This is a genomic window from Tenacibaculum sp. Bg11-29 (genome assembly GCF_002836595.1).
Lineage (GTDB): Bacteria > Bacteroidota > Bacteroidia > Flavobacteriales > Flavobacteriaceae > Polaribacter.
Map to the genome: position 1 here is coordinate 3,074,603 of NZ_PJBB01000003.1, position 18,249 is coordinate 3,092,851.

An 18,249-nucleotide genomic window follows, 5' to 3' on the forward strand; every position below is an offset into this window, starting at 1 on the left:
ATCATTTAAAAATAATAAACTAATGAAATACCTGATAAAAATAATGAAGGTTATTTTCATTGTTTCAATACTAATTATCATTAGTGTGATACTCTTCTTTGGGTATAGTGATATTCCGTTAAATGAATTGAAAACAAAATACACCAACGCAGCTTCAATATTCATTTCAATAAATGGTATGGACGTGCATTATCGAGATGAAGGTACTATAAACGATTCTATTCCTTTGGTGCTTATTCACGGAACCGGGTCGAGCTTACATACTTTTGATGCATGGACCAATAGTTTAAAAAAACAAATAGAGTTATCAGAATGGATCTTCCTGCTTATGGTTTAACCGGTGCATTTCCTAATCGTAATTATTCAATGAAAAATTACACAAATTTTTTAAATAGTTTTTTAAAAAAGATAGGTGTTAAGAAATGCATATTAGCAGGTAATTCTTTAGGAGGACAAATAGCTTGGAACTTCTGCTTAGAACAACCAAAAATGGTAGAGAAATTAATTTTAATAGATGCTGCTGGATATCCTTTAAAATCTAAAAGTGTTCCGATAGCTTTTAAATTAGCAAAAGCACCTATTGTTAACAAACTATTTACCTTTGTTACACCACGTTTTTTAGTGAAATCGAGTATTAAAAACGTTTATTTTGATACTGCAAAAGTAACAGATAAATTAATAGATAGATATTTTGAATTAACATTGCGAAAAGGTAACCGTCAGGCTTTTATAGATCGATTTAATATGTTTATAAAAGCAAATTCATATACTAAAATTAACCTTATTAAGCAGCCAACACTTATCCTTTGGGGAGCAAATGATTTATTAATTCCAGTATCAAATGCATATAAATTTCAGAAAGACTTATCTAATAACACCTTAACGATATTAAAAAATACAGGACATACACCAATGGAAGAAAATCCTACTGAAAGTTTAAAACCTGTATTTCAGTTTATAAAAAACGGACAGTAGATTATACTGTTTATACCTCTATATTTATGATAGAAATAGCACTATCTAAATTTTATTCAATTAGTTTTGTTTAGAGAAAAACCAATAAAAATAAATCTATTTTATTAAAGATTAAAAATATTGCTTTTTTAAATTATCATCTGTTTTTCTGTTAAATATTATACTATGACAAAATCAAATTCAAAAATAACTTTCTCTTGCGGATCTATTATGAAAAATAGATTTATGCTAGCTCCATTAACTAATAGGCAAAGCCATGAGAATGGAGAACTATCTGAAGAAGAATTTAAATGGTTAACAATGAGAGCTGAAGGAGGTTTTGGTTTAGTTATGACTTGCGCGTCTCATGTTCAGAAAATAGGAAAAGGATTTTCAGGGCAATTAGGTATTTTTAATGATAGTTTAAATCAAGGACATACAAGATTAACAACAAATATTAAAAAAGAAGGAAGCTTAGCTGTAATTCAATTACATCATGCAGGAATGCGTTCTCCTTCAGAATTATTAGATGAAAGACCTGTTTGCCCTTCTGATAATAGTGAAAATAATGCTCGTGCTCTTTCTATAACTGAAGTAAAACAGCTGAGAGATGATTTTATAGCTGCGGCTGTTCGTGCTAAAAAATGTGGTTATGATGGGGTAGAAGTTCACGGAGCTCATGGCTATATTTTAACGCAATTTTTAAGTTCAGAAATAAATAAAAGAACTGATGAATATGGTGGCTCGCTAGAAAATAGAGCTCGTTTGTTATTTGAAATTGTAGACGCAATTAGAATAGCTTGTGGTAAATCATTCTTACTTGGAGTGCGGTTATCTCCAGAAAGATTCGGAATGGATATTAAAGAAGTTAAATGGGTTTGTAAACAGCTAATAGATAAAGGAAATATAGATTTTTTAGATATCTCTTTATGGGATTGTTTTAAGTTACCACATGATGAAAAATATCAAAATAGTACACTATTAGAGCATTTTAAAAACTTAGATTTTAAAAATGTAAAATGGACTGTTGCTGGAAAAATTAGCAATGGGGTAGAGGTTCAAAAAATTTTAGATGCTGGAGTAGATTTTGTTTCTATAGGTACTTCGGCAATATTACATCATAACTTTCCTAAGTTAGTTATAGATAATCCCAATTTCACCCCAATTAAAACACCTGTTTCTGAAACGCTACTTAAGAAAGAAGGTTTAAGTGAAAAGTTTATAAAGTATTTAAAGCGCTGGGATAATTTTGTAGAAAACTAACTGTTTTTAAATATTCAACTTACTTAAAATCATAACCTTTATAGGTTATTTAAATAAAAAAGCGTAAATTTGCACGCCTTTTTACGAGAACAGATTTATAAAAGGTGAAAAACAAATTTATATAAGTTTAATTTCTCTTTGCGTTAGTGTTGTTAATAATCTGGCTAACAAAAAGATACAAAAACTAGTTCAGACATGTCTGAAGAAAAAAACACAGCTGCTGAGGCAGTAACAGTAAACCCAGCAGAATTTTTAGCAACATTTAATTGGCATAAATACGAAGAAGGTATTGATGAAGTTGATGAATCTAAATTAAAAGAATTCGAACAAGCTTTAGAAGGTACAGTAGGTTTCGTTAACGAACGTGATGTAATCGAAGGTTTAGTAACAAGAATTACTGAAAGAGATGCGATTATTGATATCAACTCTAAATCAGAAGGAGTAATTTCTTTAAACGAATTTCGTTATAACCCAGGTTTAACTGTTGGTGATACAGTAGAAGTATTAGTTGACAAAAGAGAAGATGCTTCTGGTCAATTAGTATTATCTCACAAAAAAGCGCGTGTAATTAAAGCATGGGAACGTGTTAACAATGCACATGAAACTGGTGAAATCGTTAACGGTTTTGTTAAGTGTAGAACTCGTGGAGGTATGATCGTTGATGTATTTGGTATTGAAGCATTCTTACCAGGTTCTCAAATTGATGTGAAGCCTATTAGAGATTACGATCAGTATGTAGAAAAAACTATGGAATTCAAAGTTGTGAAAATCAACCACGAATTTAAAAACGTAGTAGTATCTCATAAAGCGTTAATTGAAGCTGATTTAGAAGATCAAAAACGTGAAATTATCGGTCAATTAGAAAAAGGACAAGTATTAGAAGGTGTTGTTAAAAACATTACTTCTTATGGTGTCTTTGTTGATTTAGGTGGTGTTGACGGATTAGTACACATTACTGATTTATCTTGGTCTCGTATCAACCATCCAAATGAGGTTGTTGAATTAGATCAGAAATTAAACGTTGTAATTTTAGACTTTGATGATAACAAATCTAGAATCCAATTAGGTTTAAAACAATTATCTGCTCATCCTTGGGAAGCTTTAAATACTGACTTAAAAGTTGGAGATAAAGTAAAAGGAAAAGTTGTTGTTTTAGCTGATTATGGTGCATTCGTAGAAGTTGAAGAAGGTGTTGAAGGATTAATTCACGTTTCTGAAATGTCTTGGTCTACTCATTTACGTTCTGCTCAAGATTTCGTAAAAGTTGGTGACGAAGTAGAAGCTCAAATCTTAACATTAGATCGTGAAGATCGTAAAATGTCATTAGGTATGAAGCAATTACATCCTGATCCTTGGACAGATATTACTACTAAGTACCCTGTAGGTTCAACTCATTCTGGTACTGTACGTAACTACACTAACTTTGGTGTATTCGTAGAGTTAGAAGAAGGAATTGACGGATTAGTGTATATCTCTGATTTATCTTGGACTAAGAAAATTAAGCACCCATCAGATTTCGTAACTGTTGGTGATAAATTAGATGTTCAAGTATTAGAATTAGATGTTGAGAACAGAAAGTTAAACTTAGGTCACAAGCAAACTCAAGATAACCCTTGGGATGCTCATGAAGCTACGTATGCAATCGGTTCTACTCATGAAGGTACGATCAAAGAGAAAAATGATAAAGGTGCAACAGTAACTTTTACTGATGAAATCGAAGCATTTGCTCCAACTCGTTTCTTAGAGAAAGAAGACGGTACTAAATTAGAAAAAGGTGATACTGTACAGTTCATCGTTACTGAATTTAGTAAAGAATACCGTAGAATTGTTGCTTCTCATACTTCTATCTTTAGAGAAGAAGAAAAGAGAAACATTAAAGTTGCTGCTAAAAAAGCTGCTGATGTAGAAAAAACTACTTTAGGAGATATTGGTGGATTAGCTGAATTAAAAAGAAAAATGGAAGGGAAATAATTTCCTGAAATCATATACTTTTAAAACCGCTACTCAAGTAGCGGTTTTTTTATGTTTTTTATGTAACTAATGTTACAGTTAAAATTATGGTGATCCACCATTAATTTCTTTATTACCATTATATTTGTATTAAAATTTAGAACATACTATGACACTTATAAAATCTATTTCAGGAATTAGAGGAACAATAGGAGGTAACACAGGTGAAAACCTTACACCTGTTGATGCAGTTAAATTTGCAGCAGCCTACGGAGCATTCATAATAAAAAGAAATCCAGAAGCTAAGAAGATAAAAGTAGTTATTGGTAGAGATGCTCGTATTTCTGGTAAAATGATAAGTAATTTGGTAGCAAATACTTTAGTTGGTTTAGGTATTAATGTAATTGATTTAGGTTTATCTACAACACCTACAGTTGAAGTTGCAGTACCGCTAGAAAAAGCAGATGGTGGAATTATTTTAACAGCTTCTCATAATCCTAAAGAATGGAATGCTTTAAAATTATTGAATGAAAAAGGAGAGTTTTTAAATGGTGCTGATGGTGAAGAAATTTTAAAATTAGCAGACAATGAAAATTTTGAGTTTGCAGAAGTTGACGATTTAGGAAGTTATAGAAAAAATAAAAAATATTTAAAAAAACACATTAAAGAAGTTTTAAAGTTAGATTTAGTAGATGTAAAAGCTATTAAAAAAGCAAAGTTTAAAGTAGTTGTTGATGGTGTTAATTCTACAGGAGGAATTTTTATTCCTGCGTTGTTAAAAGAATTAGGTGTTAAATGTGTTGAGTTGTATTGTGAACCAAATGGTCAATTTCCTCACAACCCTGAACCTTTAAAGGAAAATTTAACTGATATTTCTAAATTAGTAGTAAAGAAAAAAGCTGATTTAGGTATTGTTGTTGATCCTGATGTTGATCGTTTAGCGTTAATATCTGAAGATGGCTCTATGTTTGGTGAAGAATACACCTTAGTTGCTTGTGCTGATTATGTTTTAGGAAGACTAGGAGGCGGAAATACAGTTTCTAACTTATCATCTTCAAGAGCATTACGTGATGTAACAGAAAAACATGGAGGAACTTATACAGCTTCTGCTGTTGGTGAAGTAAACGTTGTACAAATGATGAAAGACACTGATACTGTTATTGGTGGTGAAGGAAATGGAGGTATTATTTATCCAGAATCTCATTATGGTCGTGATTCATTAGTAGGTGTTGCTTTATTTTTATCTCATTTAGCGCATAAAAAAATGTCTTGTAAAGCATTAAGAGATTCATATCCGAGTTACTTTATGAGTAAAAATAAAATACAATTAACACCGCAAATTAATGTTGATGAAATTTTAGAAACAATGGCTTCTAAATATAAAGACGAAGATGTTAATGTAATTGACGGTGTAAAAATTGATTTTGAAAATGAGTGGGTACATTTACGTAAATCTAATACCGAACCAATTATTAGAATTTATACAGAAAGTACAAGTCAAGAAAATGCAGATACACTTGCAGAACGATTTATAACAGAAATTGAACAAATAATAAAATAAGAAAATTGAAAGTAAGAGCAATCAGTTTATTAATGTTGTTGTTAGCAACATCAATAATGGTAGGACAGGAACTAGAAAACGAAGTTCAAAAAAAGAAAGTTACCAATAAAGGAAAGTTTTTCGTGTATTGGGGATGGAATTGGGCTAGTTATACTGATTCTGATATCCATTTTAAAGGAGAAAATTATGATTTTACGTTATCTAATGTAAAAGCACAAGATAGACAAACAAAATTTTCATTTAATGATTATTTTAATCCAGGTAGAGTAACTATTCCTCAAAATAATTATAGAATTGGTTATTTCTTTAAAGAAAATTATACTATTTCTATTGGTGTCGATCATATGAAATATGTAATGATAAATGATCAAGACGTAGCTGTTAAAGGAAATATTAATATAGGTAATTCTAAATATGATGGTACATATAATGGTGAAAGTATAAAGCTAGCTGAAGATTTTTTACGTTTTGAACATACCGATGGATTAAATTATGTAAATATTGAATTAAAACGTTTTGATGATGTTAGTCGTTGGTTTGGACTAGATTTAGAAAACTTACAAATTAACTTAACTGAAGGATTTGGAGTTGGAGTTTTATATCCAAGAACAGATACAACGCTACTAGGTAAAGAAAGGCATGATAACTTTCATTTATCAGGTTATGGCGCATCTATTGGAGCTGGGGTAAATATTACTTTTTTGAAACACTTTTTTATACAAGCAGATCTTAAAGGAGGGTATATATATATGCCAGATATTAAAACATCTGTTAGCCCTGTAGATAGTGCTTCGCAAAGTTTTTACTTTTTTGAGAATACTATTTTAATAGGAGGTAAATTTAGGCTTTAATAAACAGCAATTAGAAATAAGTTTATATTACAAATATTTAGCATGCCTCTTTGTATAACTTTAATTTTAGACTACATAAACAATACCAGATGATAAATTTAGAACAGTATTTTGATACGTTTAAAAAAAACATTGTTGGAGTTAATCAAACATATCAATCACCATATGGTGAGCAAAAAATGATATATACCGATTGGACCGCAAGTGGTAGATTATACATGCCAATTGAAAATCAGTTATTAAATAAGTTTGGACCATTCGTAGCTAATACACATACTGAAACTTCAACATCAGGAGCAGCTATGACATTAGCATATCATGAAGCTAGAAATATTATTAAGCAGCACGTTAATGCATCAAAAGATGATATATTAATAACTGAAGGCTCTGGAATGACAGGAGTTGTAAATAAATTTCAACGAATTTTAGGGTTAAAAGTTTCTGAAAATTTAAAAGAACATACACAAATTCCAGAAGAAAAACGACCTATTGTTTTTGTTAGTCATATGGAGCATCACTCTAATCAAACTTCATGGATAGAAACTATTGCTGATGTTGCTGTGGTACCATGTAATGAAGCTGGATTAGTTTGTTTAGAAATGTTTGAAGAAACTATAAAAAAATATTTAGACAGACCTATAAAAATAGCTTCAATCGTTGCAGGCTCTAATGTAACAGGTATAAAAACGGATTATCATAAAGTAGCCTCATTAATTCATAAATATGGAGGCTTATGTTTTGTAGATTTCGCTTGTTCAGCACCTTATGTTGATATGAACATGCATCCAGAAAAAGAAGGTGAATATTTAGATGCGATTTTCTTTTCTCCACATAAATTTTTAGGCGGTCCAGGAAGTTCAGGTGTTTTAATTTTTAATAAAAAATTATATAAGAATATGGTTCCTGATAACCCAGGAGGAGGTACTGTAAGTTATACAAACCCTTGGGGAGGCCATGATTATTTTGACGATGTTGAAACACGTGAAGATGGAGGTACACCTGCATTTTTACAAACTATAAAAATTGCATTATCTATTCAGTTAAAAAACCAAATGGGTACTGATAAGATGAAACAACGTGAAGATGAAATTAATCCAACTATTTTTAATTGTTTAGAAAATCTTGAAGGCGTAAAAATATTAGCCCCAAACCATAAAGATAGGTTAAGTATTTTCTCTTTTTATTATGAAAAGTATCATTTTAATTTAGTTGTTAAATTATTGAATGATCGTTTCGGAATTCAAACTAGAGGTGGTTGTTCTTGTGCTGGAACTTACGGTCATTTTTTATTAAATGTAGATTTTAGCACCTCAAACAAAATAAAAGATCAAATTTCGGAAGGATGTAATACTGAAAAACCTGGATGGGTTCGTTTATCTGTACATCCAACAATTACAAATAAAGAAGTAGAGTTTATATGTAATTCATTAAAAACTTTAACTAAAAATATTGAAGAATGGTCAAAAGATTATAAATATGATGTAATTAAGAATGATTATTCTCATATTAATTCAGAGCCCATAGAAAAGAAATTAATTGCTGATTGGTTTACCTTATAAATATGAGTTTATTAAATACCGTTTTTTTAGAAAATAGTTATTCTAAAATAAAAGAAGAAAAAATAACAGGTAGGTATATTACTTTAAAAGATATTAAGCCTCTTTATGCTGATTTAGAATCAAATGTTAATTCTGAAGTAATAGGTTTATCTGAAGAAGATAGAGAAATTTATCGTCTTAAGTTAGGTAACGGAAAAAAGAAAATACTTATTTGGAGTCAAATGCACGGTAATGAAAGTACCGGAACCAAAGCTGTATTTGATTTCTTAAACTTTCTTAAACTTTACGCAAAGAATGATATTGTTAGCTCAATTTTAAATAATTGTGCTATTACAATTATTCCGATGTTAAATCCTGATGGGGCAGAGGCCTACACTCGAATTAATGCAAATGGAGTTGATTTGAATAGGGATGCTGTTGATTTGAGTGCTAAAGAGAGTAAATTATTACGAGAAATATTAGATGAATTTAAGCCAGATTTCTGTTTTAACCTACATGACCAAAGAACTATTTTTGGAGTAGAAGGTACTGAAAATCCTGCGACTATTTCGTTTTTAGCACCTTCAGAAGAAGAAACGCGTAATATTACAAATGGTCGTAAAGAAACGATGAATGTAATTATTTCAATGAACGAATTATTGCAACAAATAATACCAAATTATATTGGTCGTTATACCGATGAATTTTATCCAACAGCTACAGGAGATAACTTTCAGAAGTTAGGATACAATACAGTTTTAATAGAAGCAGGTCATTATCCGAATGATTACGATCGTGAGATGGTAAGGAAATATAATTTCTACGCGCTTTTACAAGGAATTTATCATATATCGGCATCAAAAAGTTTTAAAAATTACTCAGATTATTTATCTATTCCAAACAATATCAAGAACTTCTATGATGTTATTTATAGAGCAAAAAATAATGAAAAAGATGTCGCATATCAGTATGTTGAGAAATTAGAAAATAGTAAATTTGCACTGATTTTAACTAAGGAAAAAGAAGGCGATTTATCTGAATACTTAGCTCATAAAGAATTTAACAAATAATCCGAAAAACTGAATATTTATTAATAAAACCCTTCAGAAATTAGAAAAAAATCATATTTTAGCAATATTACTTGAAGAAAATAAAAGAATGAAGAAGTTTGTACTAGATGAGATTGATCATCAAATTTTAGACATTTTAATTGAAAATGCGCGTACCCCATTTACAGACATTGCAAAAAAACTGTTAGTATCTGCTGGTACTATACATGTTCGTGTTAAAAAAATGGAAGATGAAGGTATAATTCAAGGTTCAACATTAACGTTGAATTATGATAAAATGGGATATACTTTTATAGCCCATATTGGTGTGTATTTAGAGAAAACATCTATGACCCAACACGTTTTAGATAGTTTACGACTAATACCAAATGTAACTGTGGCCTATGTAACTGCGGGTAAATATAATATATTTTGTAAGGTAAGAGCAAAGAGCACTAATGATGCAAAAGATATTATTTATTTAATTGATGATATTAATGGTGTTAATCGTACTGAAACGATGATTTCTTTAGAAGAAAGTATTAACGATAAGAAACGTTTAATGCATGCTATTTTTAAAGAAATATAATTAATATATTTTATTACAAAAAAAAGAGGTTGACAATGTCAACCTCTTTTTTTGTGCTTATTTTAAATATTCCATTCAAATTTCTTAAAAACAGTATTCCAATCATCTGTAAAATTGCTTTTTATTAATAATTTTTCATTTGAAAACGGATGTGTAAAATCAAGTGAATGCGCATGTAAAAACATATTTTCACAATTAAAGTTTTCTTGAAACATTATATTATGGTTTTTATCACCATATTTTGGGTCACCTATAAGAGGATGACTTATTTTGTTCATATGAATACGTAGCTGATGTAACCTTCCTGTTGTCGGTTTCATTTCTACTAAACTATATCTAGATGTTTCGTAAGGCTTTACTGGAATATCTAAAATAACCTTATGAACTGTTTTTAAATGAGTTTCAGCCTCTTTGTAAACATTAGCATCTCTTCCTTTTACAGGAGAGTTTATAATTTCAGCTTCTGGAGAATGCCCTCTTACAATTCCATAATATGTTTTTTGAATCTCATTATTAGTAAATAATTCTTGAAACTTAGATACATGCTTGGTTTCTTTAGCTAACAGCATAATTCCAGATGTTTTTCTATCTAAACGATGTATTGGATAAAATTTATGCTCAAATTGTTTAAATAATAACTGCAATAATGAGTCTTCATCTGAAACATTTCGTGAATGGTGTGCATGGTGTACAACAACATTATTGGGTTTAGAGACACAAATTATATATTCATCTTCAAAAAGGATAGTAAGGCTCATATAATTTAATTTTTAACTACTTTAACTTTAGTGAAATTAAGTAATATTAAAGATAATATTCCACAAACTAAAAATCCAACAAAAAGTGGTAGCGTAGTGGTAACAACATATTTACCTATAAATGTAGCAATAGGAACTGCCATAATTGTAGATACAAAACCATTTATTGCAGCTCCAACCCCGGCAATATGACCAACTGGTTGCATTGCTAAAGCTCGTAAGTTTCCGAATAGAAAACCGATTGCAAAAAATTGTAAACCAAAAAATAATAAAAGTATGTTTATACCTGGATTTTCTTTTCCATAAAATAAAACAATGTATACAAGAGGAATAATGGTAAAGACAATTAAAAAAGTAGAAATTAATTTTAACATTCCATATTTCATAACAAATGTTCCATTTAAAAAAGTAGCAAACCCAACTGAAATTGCTAAACCTGCAAAAATGTAAGGAAATTCTTCTACTAAATCATACTGTACCTGAAAAATCTGTTGAGACGCACTTAAATATACCATAAAAGAGCCTGTAATAAAACCAGATATCAATGTAAATATAACAGCTTGTTTATGTTTTATAAATTCTTTTGTTCCTTCTACAAAAAGACGGATAGATAGTTTTGTTCTCTTTTCTTTTTTTAAAGTTTCTGGTTGACGTTTCCATAACCATAGCATCACAAAAACCCCAAATATTAGCTGACTGTAAAATATAAATTTCCATCCATAGGCATCTAACATTAATTTACCTATAGCTGGTGCTACAACAGGAACTAATATGAAAATAACAACAATAAAAGACATTATTTTTGCCATATAATTCCCCTCAAAACTATCTCTTACCATGGCAATACTTATAGTTCTTGGAGCAGACAAACCAATTCCTTGTAATATTCTACCAAAAACCATCATTTCTATACTAGTTGCATTGATACATATAAAACTAGCGATAATAAAAACAATAAAACCAAAGTAAATCACAGGTTTTCTACCTAAACTATCAGAGATTGGTCCAGAAATAAGCTGACCAAAGCCCAAACCTAAAAAAATCATTGTTATTAATAATTGACTATCGCTCGAACTTTGTTGAATATTAAGACTGATACCAATTTGTTTTATAGCTGGTAATAGTGCATCTATAGATAAAGCTACTAACGACATTAAAGCTGCCATTAAAGCTATAAATTCTAATTTTGAATTCTTTTTTCGCATTGTGCAAATGTACTCCTAAGATTTTGCATTATGATTGCATCTAACATAGAATATAATCATAGAAAAGTTAAATAGTTATTAAAGAAGTAATACCAAGTGAAAAAATAAATTTGAGTTATTTGAGTAATTATTTCATACATTTTTCTTATCGGTGTAATATATTCATTTATATAAATTTTACTCTCATAAAAAAAACATTAATAGGGCATAGGGTGTTTTTCAATAGTATTTTTTTTATAAACAAGAACAAAACTGCTAATAGTAAGCAAACACAACTAATACAAACGCTATATTGAATAACTAACTAAATGTAGCATAAGAAATAAGTTATTTGCTTCTTTAATTCACTATTTTAAAATTTATTATTACTATTTAATGATCATTCTACTGTATAAATTAGAGTAATTTCGCACTAGAATTAAGTAATTGGTATACAAAAAGTTACATATTTAAAAGTATGGTTTTACCCTACTTTTTTTATGGTTTTTTTTTAACATATTGATTTTTATCTACTTAAATTGGTAATACCAATTAGTGATTAATTAACAATCACAAGGTGGAAGTCGAAAAGCCTAAATAGAGTAGACACATTTTAAACTAACCAATTATGTCAACAGCAACAGCTACATTAACAGCAACAACAACACAAAATCCAGTTATTAGCCAATCAGGTACCGCGAACATTACTGGAGGAGGAGTATGCTCATGGAATACGAAAAATGGTTCATCTTCAACAATAACTATTAGTAACACGGGTTCAAATACATTGCAATTAACTATTGCAGGAGCTCCTGATGGTATTCAAACCTTTGTTCAAGGTCAACCTGTAGATAATTTAAATTCACTATTTTTTATTCCACCAAATACACCAACATATACAGTGATTGGATTTGGTGATTTTAAAGGTCAAACGGTAAGTATTCAGAATCTTACGCCAACTGGATCTGATGGAGGAACTGATACCACTGCACAAATTGTATGCGTAGTACAAGGTTAAAAAAAACAAGAGGGTTGCATGTTTTAAAGTGTGCCACCCTTTTTTTTATCCTTTTTCTGGTTGTTAATTGCTTATACAGTCAAGAATTAAAATCTATTAAGGTTGACACCTTGTCACTTAACCGATTCGAGAATGTAGTTTTACAAACTAACAACGGTAGTGATTGTATTTGCTTAATAAATAACCCAAGTAGTGCACAAAATGCAATTATTACTGCTATGGGTGCTCCTGAAGGCGTTCTATTTGATAATAACTCGCTATTTAACGGTATTCATACTTTGGCTGTTAAGGAACAAATAATAGCACTGAACGATTTTAAAGGGCAAAAATTGACTATTGCAAATTTAACGCAATATGCTATTCGTATTCTTATCTATTTCTATTGTACAGAATAAGTTGTTAAAAAAAAGAAGCCATTATTTATTTGATTTTCGCTTAGGCCTACTAACTATTACTATACCATATTATTGATTAAAAGCTGAACACAAGATGCAAGAACAGATTAGTGAAACTTTTGAAGGCACAACCTTTAGCAATAAAGATTCTTCTGAAGAGTGTAAAAATCTTTATACGAACACCACACAAAAAATAGAAGCATGGTCGGCTGTGTTGTTACCTTCAACATCCTCTTTCGATAACGAAATAATTTCTTTATCAGAAGTTTCAACTCAAAATGGCTATTATATATTCGCTAACGGAGCACCAATCGATCCATCTAATTTTATTCGTAAAATACGTACTTATATTGGTGAAAATTTGACTTTGATATGGATATTAGAAATTGAATCAAATTTCAGTATTTCAAACGTCATTAAAATGGACTTATTTAACAAGGAACCAGGATTGATCGTAATGCAGCCGTTTACATATAAAGTTGGAAATGATTTTGCTCAATTAAGTATTGCTAATAATACTGTAATTTCATTTGTACCAGAAGATGCACCAACACAAATGAAGTTTGCCTACGATTCAAGTATTTCAAATTTCTTTTTCACCTCAACAGAAATTGGTACACAAAGTCTATTTAACCAAGATATATTTCTTCCTTTCTCTACAGAGGGCAACGGAGCACTTAAGTTTAAATTAGGACTTAATTCAGAAACATTTTACGAGGCTTTTATGCTTCAAAATACATTCTATTACAAAGACACCGAAAGCGATGCTATTTTAAGTAATGTATATCCCATTTTACAACCTTCTGAAGTCCCTAATGAATATCTAATGAGTCAAACAGCTATTGATCCTTTAGATATTACTAATTCAAAGGGAATTAATACTTATTTTGCTTTAACAGGGGTAACATTTAATAATACATCAAAATTAAACACACAAACAAACGTTTCAAGTTATTACGCTACGAATGCTGGATATCCAATAAATTTATTGCCATCAGCAAGCTGGAAGGATGATAATGATCAAAATAACTTAATCCCCTCAGACATTACACCTAGGTTTGTAATTGCTCCCCAAGACAAGGATGGAAGTCTTAGATATTTTATGCAAATCGACGGAAATTTTTTTCTAACACCACAAGGTGGAGATGCCGATGAAAATGGGAAGTTCGATTTTCTTCTAGGATTGTCGGGAACAGAAACATTATTATTTACCCCTTATTCTTTAGAGAATAATATGGGAGATATCCTTCAATTTAAAAGTCTTCAACCTGCATTTGCTGCAAATTTCCCATCAACATCTACCACATTAGATAATCCGGGTAGTTATGCATTAACCCTTAGTCCTGAATACTGTACATTTTGGGCAAATTTAATTTCTATTACAGGTGAAGCAGTACAATATTGTGCACAAGCAGAGGGGGCGGCGCTGTTTGCTAAAGGGCATGGAATAACAAATAAAATTTATGGAAAACCAAATTTACTTGGCTTTTATGAACCGAGTGTAGACATGCCATCAACTATTCATGTTCCAATGGTTCCTTATTTAGGTATATCTATATTAGATGAAAATATTCCAGTAAAACAATACTCTAAATTCGAATCAGAAGTATTAAGTAAAGAAAGAAAAGAACAAATAACCAAAGTAAAACCAACTGCAAGGGCTTCAAAAAGTACACGTAAACTAAACACAATGTTAAGTGAAGGAGAAACTAGTTTTACGAGTTCTACAACACCACAAGGGGTAATTGCTCACGTAAATAATAGTGGATCTTGGGGATTGTTAAATCTTGCACAAAATAATTTAGCACAACCACCAGCACATACACAATATATCTCTCCAGAAGGTCAAGTACCTACAGATCCTTCACAATATCAGATGAGTTTTATTAACTTATCGGATACATTACAACAAGGGTTTATGACCAACCAACAATTTTTGGTAGTCACTCAAAATAATTATTTAGGTAAACTATTCTCTGAATTTAAGGGTAATGTACCCATAACAGGAACTATTGAGGCGTATTTTAACAATAAAATGTCAATAGAAGATTGGCCTTTTAATGTGAATGTTGGCACAACGAATACTTTTGCAGACTATAATAATATTTTAATTTTTAAATTCTGTAAAGGAACATTAAAAGACTGGGCACAAGATCCTAAAATATGGACACAACCAAATACTTTTAATACTGAAGGAATATCTGATCCTGCAGAAGCTTATCAACAAACAGTGGCTATTTCTTCTTGGATACAAAATTATATTGCTGAAGCAGAAGCTGCATATGCTTACGGAGAAAAATATCCCGAATCCAATCAAGTAGTCTTATATCAAAAGTTTATTGATACAATAAATAACCCCAATTGGAATGGAATTCTTGCGCTTAAAGTTGATATTGATTTACAAGAATTTCCACAACAATTAAAAGGTTTAATTTCAGGAATTAATTTAGATAATTTTTACGGACATCATATTGGTATAGAAGTAAATAAAGTAAATGCAAGTGGAGAAATTGAAATGGAAAAAAATAGTTCAATATTTTCTTTAATTAACTATTTAGATCCTGCATATACACAGCAGATAACACAGGGATTAAATGTAGATGCGCCTATTATGTCTACACCTGGTGTAGACTATGAATTTAAAGTATTACAGCTTCAAGTGTTGTTTGAGAATACGGCAATTAAGTTTTTTCAAAGTAAAGTTCAATTAACAATGAACAAGCTGTTTTCAGACACTGTTGTTGGTACAAATAACCCGTACGCTACAACAGGAAATAATTCTGTAGTTTTAAACGGTACCTATCAAGACCATGATGGTACACCAGTTTATATATTTGAAAACACCGATGATAATTTATACTATTTTGATAGTAACTTGTTGAAAAATGTAGAAATAACAAAAATTCAGTTTAATACACTCACTACAGACCCCGATGCTGTTATAATTGATTCTCGATTTACAATGTGGGGATATTTAAATTATGCTGTAATGACTGGCTTAATTTATCCTGATGATGATAGCGGTGATGATCCTATGACATCTTATTTTGATGCCTTTTCATTCGGAAACAGTGATGGTGGGGTAGATAATGAAACTAATATTCAAAAAGGCTTAAATTATAACAATTTGTTTATTTCCATGTCTTTCGATATAACAATTCCTTCGGTAGTTACCTATGGTTTTGATGCAACTCAAATTGTCTTTAATTCCAATTCAAGTATTTCTCGTTCGGGAAGTTTATATCCAAATTTTGCGCTTCAAATAAACAATCTTGTAAGTGGTAATGCAGATGTATTACCAGCTAGTTTTGGTTATTTAAACTTATCCGTTCCAGCTTTAGATATATCAGGAGTTTCCAATAATTGGTATGGTTTAGAAATGACTTTAAACATGGGGTCTCCAGGTGAATTGGCTGCTTCAATGGATTTTAATGCTAGTTTATTAATGGCATGGAGTCCTGGAGCAACATCAGTTGATGATAGTTATAATGTTTTCTTTGGAATTAAGCTTCCAGGAACAAGTAGTGATGCAAAACTACTAAGCTTACAAGGGATCTTAAAATTATCAATAGATACATTAAAAATGGAATTTATTCCTGAAGATAATGCTACTCCAGAATTGGGGTCTTTTATGATGACCTTGGGTAATATCGCCTTAAAATTCTTAGGAATAGCACAACTTCCGCCAGGAGGTTCTACTAATTTTTTACTCTTCGGAAATCCGAAGAAAGGCGCAACATCAAAAAGTTTGGGTTGGTATGCATCATATAATAAAACAACATAAATGGCACGAGTACTGTATTGGAATATTCAGCAATTTGGACTTAATAAGATTAATAATCCAAGCCGTAAGCGACAAAGAGGAAGTTCAATTAATTTAGCCCAGGCTTCGGCAGAAAGAGCCCAATATATTATTGATACCCTAACCACACAGGTTCCAGACATTTTTGTAGTAGTAGAAACTTCTACTGGTGCTGGTGCCGAAGGTGCATTAATTACTGCTGGCGGCGAATCAGGATCGCAAGATTTATTGGTTAAAATTCGAACAGCATTAGGTGCTAACTGGATGTTAGTACCAGCACTGCGATTAGGAGCAGGAGGAGTGCAAGAAGGAATATCTGTTTACTATAATAGTGCTAATCTAAATTTTACAGGACCTTGGGGAAACCAAGGTGCTGCACTTCCTTCTGCCGCCGCAATTGCAGGTATTGCTTATGGTGGTACCTGGGCAGGTTGTTTACCTGCAACTTTAGTTCCTCTAGGAGCACCAAACGCAGGAGTGGCAAGTAATGTGCTTTCTGGGCAATGGATGTATACAGTACCAGCATTGCCAGCTGCACCAAATAGAATTAATTTCCCAGGTGTAGGAAACCGTTCACCGTTTCTAACTACATTTTGGGATGCTGCTAATGCAAGACATATTAAACTACTGTCATTTCATGCTTCCCCACATTACCAAGCGGCAATTGATGGAACAGATCAAATATCAAATATTCAAGAAATGACCGTAAACCTAGGGGCAAATGAAGTTGGGGTTATTGTTGGAGATTTTAATGTAAATCTTCTAAATCCAGCGGCAGCTACACCAGCCTATGCTAATCTGATAAACGTTGGTGGTGCAGATTATACTCGTCAAATTAACCCAACAGTAAATACATGGCCAGAAAAAGGATATATAGCAACTCATATTAAACGTGGTAACCAAGCAAAGCCTTGGTATACCAACGGATATCCAGGCTATGAATATGCAGGAAGTAGTGCAAACTTTGCTGGTTACGATAGCATTGATAATATTTTAACCCGTTACGGAGGTGGAGCGGCAGGAGGACCTGCCACCAATATTACCATTGTAAATAGAGTAACTGGTTCACCATATAATATAGCACCCATCCCAGCAGGAGTACCTACTGGAAATTATGTTTACCCTACTGGTATGACCCAAATTGTAGGCGGTGCTTTAGCGGGACTTCCGTCAGCACTTCCGTTACCACCAAATGGACCAACAGGCGTTGGTGGAATTGCTCCTGGTACCGTCGGCGGTTTAAGTAGTTTTAAAGGTTGGAGTAATTACGGTCATATTCGCAGTACAAGTGATCATTTAGCATTAATAATAGATATTTAAAATTCAAGCAGATTAAA

General features: G+C 31.3%; 15 protein-coding genes. 13 read left to right on the forward strand and 2 right to left on the reverse strand.

Annotated features, from left to right (window positions below; all coding sequences use genetic code 11):
• Positions 1 to 22 precede the first annotated feature (22 nt).
• From CXF68_RS21035 to CXF68_RS14115, 9 genes are all read left to right on the forward strand, one after another.
• On the forward strand, positions 23 to 337 hold the full coding sequence (locus CXF68_RS21035) for an alpha/beta fold hydrolase (RefSeq protein WP_232771662.1): 315 nt from the start codon (positions 23 to 25) through the stop codon (positions 335 to 337).
• Positions 313 to 975: an alpha/beta fold hydrolase gene (locus CXF68_RS14080; protein WP_232771663.1), complete on the forward strand. Its 663-nt coding sequence runs from the start codon at positions 313 to 315 to the stop codon at positions 973 to 975. Before CXF68_RS21035 ends, CXF68_RS14080 begins: the two co-directional genes overlap by 25 nt.
• A 165-nt stretch (positions 976 to 1,140) precedes the next feature.
• Positions 1,141 to 2,217: an NADH:flavin oxidoreductase gene (locus tag CXF68_RS14085; RefSeq protein WP_101045711.1), complete on the forward strand. Its 1,077-nt coding sequence runs from the start codon at positions 1,141 to 1,143 to the stop codon at positions 2,215 to 2,217.
• Positions 2,218 to 2,412: 195 nt separating this feature from the next.
• Positions 2,413 to 4,188, forward strand: coding sequence for a 30S ribosomal protein S1 (rpsA, locus tag CXF68_RS14090; RefSeq protein WP_101045713.1), 1,776 nt, complete (start codon positions 2,413 to 2,415; stop codon positions 4,186 to 4,188).
• 148 nt (positions 4,189 to 4,336) lie between these two features.
• Complete coding sequence (gene glmM, locus CXF68_RS14095; RefSeq protein ID WP_101045715.1) at positions 4,337 to 5,728, forward strand: phosphoglucosamine mutase; 1,392 nt, start codon at positions 4,337 to 4,339, stop codon at positions 5,726 to 5,728.
• 32 nt (positions 5,729 to 5,760) lie between these two features.
• Positions 5,761 to 6,579, forward strand: coding sequence for a hypothetical protein (locus CXF68_RS14100; RefSeq protein ID WP_369800552.1), 819 nt, complete (start codon positions 5,761 to 5,763; stop codon positions 6,577 to 6,579).
• Between the two features lie 89 nt (positions 6,580 to 6,668).
• Entirely contained in the window at positions 6,669 to 8,138 is a 1,470-nt protein-coding gene (locus CXF68_RS14105; protein ID WP_101045718.1) for an aminotransferase class V-fold PLP-dependent enzyme, read from the forward strand.
• Between the two features lie 2 nt (positions 8,139 to 8,140).
• Positions 8,141 to 9,187 (forward strand): M14 metallopeptidase family protein, encoded by a 1,047-nt coding sequence (locus tag CXF68_RS14110; protein WP_101045720.1) that lies wholly within the window; start codon positions 8,141 to 8,143, stop codon positions 9,185 to 9,187.
• An 88-nt stretch (positions 9,188 to 9,275) separates the two neighbouring features.
• Positions 9,276 to 9,755 carry an Lrp/AsnC family transcriptional regulator gene (locus tag CXF68_RS14115; RefSeq protein WP_028889083.1) on the forward strand — a complete coding sequence of 160 codons (480 nt, stop codon included), beginning with the start codon at positions 9,276 to 9,278 and terminating at the stop codon, positions 9,753 to 9,755.
• Between the two features lie 62 nt (positions 9,756 to 9,817).
• Here CXF68_RS14115 and CXF68_RS14120 read toward each other — a convergent pair whose 3' ends face one another.
• On the reverse strand, positions 9,818 to 10,513 hold the full coding sequence (locus CXF68_RS14120) for a pseudouridine synthase (RefSeq protein ID WP_101045722.1): 696 nt from the start codon (positions 10,511 to 10,513) through the stop codon (positions 9,818 to 9,820).
• Between the two features lie 5 nt (positions 10,514 to 10,518).
• On the reverse strand, positions 10,519 to 11,718 hold the full coding sequence (locus CXF68_RS14125) for a multidrug effflux MFS transporter (protein WP_101045724.1): 1,200 nt from the start codon (positions 11,716 to 11,718) through the stop codon (positions 10,519 to 10,521).
• Between the two features lie 607 nt (positions 11,719 to 12,325).
• On the opposite strand from CXF68_RS14125, the gene CXF68_RS14130 reads away from it, so the two are divergent.
• From CXF68_RS14130 to CXF68_RS14145, 4 genes are all read left to right on the forward strand, one after another.
• Positions 12,326 to 12,715 carry a hypothetical protein gene (locus CXF68_RS14130; RefSeq protein WP_101045726.1) on the forward strand — a complete coding sequence of 130 codons (390 nt, stop codon included), beginning with the start codon at positions 12,326 to 12,328 and terminating at the stop codon, positions 12,713 to 12,715.
• A 110-nt stretch (positions 12,716 to 12,825) separates the two neighbouring features.
• Positions 12,826 to 13,110 carry a hypothetical protein gene (locus tag CXF68_RS14135; RefSeq protein ID WP_157821939.1) on the forward strand — a complete coding sequence of 95 codons (285 nt, stop codon included), beginning with the start codon at positions 12,826 to 12,828 and terminating at the stop codon, positions 13,108 to 13,110.
• A 94-nt stretch (positions 13,111 to 13,204) separates the two neighbouring features.
• A complete protein-coding gene (locus CXF68_RS14140; protein WP_101045730.1) occupies positions 13,205 to 16,894 on the forward strand; it encodes a hypothetical protein in 3,690 nt (1,229 codons plus the stop codon).
• A complete protein-coding gene (locus tag CXF68_RS14145; RefSeq protein WP_101045732.1) occupies positions 16,895 to 18,232 on the forward strand; it encodes a hypothetical protein in 1,338 nt (445 codons plus the stop codon).
• The last annotated feature ends 17 nt before the right edge of the window (positions 18,233 to 18,249 follow it).

Bases quoted from the DNA above. Each gene is read 5' to 3' on its own strand.
- CXF68_RS14125 (WP_101045724.1), bottom strand. From the start codon at position 11,718: ATGCGAAAAAAGAATTCAAAATTAGAATTTATAGCTTTAATGGCAGCT.
- CXF68_RS14110 (WP_101045720.1), top strand. From the start codon at position 8,141: ATGAGTTTATTAAATACCGTTTTTTTAGAAAATAGTTATTCTAAAATA.
- CXF68_RS14145 (WP_101045732.1), top strand. From the start codon at position 16,895: ATGGCACGAGTACTGTATTGGAATATTCAGCAATTTGGACTTAATAAG.
- glmM (WP_101045715.1), top strand. From the start codon at position 4,337: ATGACACTTATAAAATCTATTTCAGGAATTAGAGGAACAATAGGAGGT.
- CXF68_RS14140 (WP_101045730.1), top strand. From the start codon at position 13,205: ATGCAAGAACAGATTAGTGAAACTTTTGAAGGCACAACCTTTAGCAAT.
- rpsA (WP_101045713.1), top strand. From the start codon at position 2,413: ATGTCTGAAGAAAAAAACACAGCTGCTGAGGCAGTAACAGTAAACCCA.
- CXF68_RS14120 (WP_101045722.1), bottom strand. From the start codon at position 10,513: ATGAGCCTTACTATCCTTTTTGAAGATGAATATATAATTTGTGTCTCT.
- CXF68_RS14115 (WP_028889083.1), top strand. From the start codon at position 9,276: ATGAAGAAGTTTGTACTAGATGAGATTGATCATCAAATTTTAGACATT.
- CXF68_RS14080 (WP_232771663.1), top strand. From the start codon at position 313: ATGGATCTTCCTGCTTATGGTTTAACCGGTGCATTTCCTAATCGTAAT.
- CXF68_RS14105 (WP_101045718.1), top strand. From the start codon at position 6,669: ATGATAAATTTAGAACAGTATTTTGATACGTTTAAAAAAAACATTGTT.
- CXF68_RS14130 (WP_101045726.1), top strand. From the start codon at position 12,326: ATGTCAACAGCAACAGCTACATTAACAGCAACAACAACACAAAATCCA.
- CXF68_RS14100 (WP_369800552.1), top strand. From the start codon at position 5,761: ATGTTGTTGTTAGCAACATCAATAATGGTAGGACAGGAACTAGAAAAC.
- CXF68_RS21035 (WP_232771662.1), top strand. From the start codon at position 23: ATGAAATACCTGATAAAAATAATGAAGGTTATTTTCATTGTTTCAATA.
- CXF68_RS14085 (WP_101045711.1), top strand. From the start codon at position 1,141: ATGACAAAATCAAATTCAAAAATAACTTTCTCTTGCGGATCTATTATG.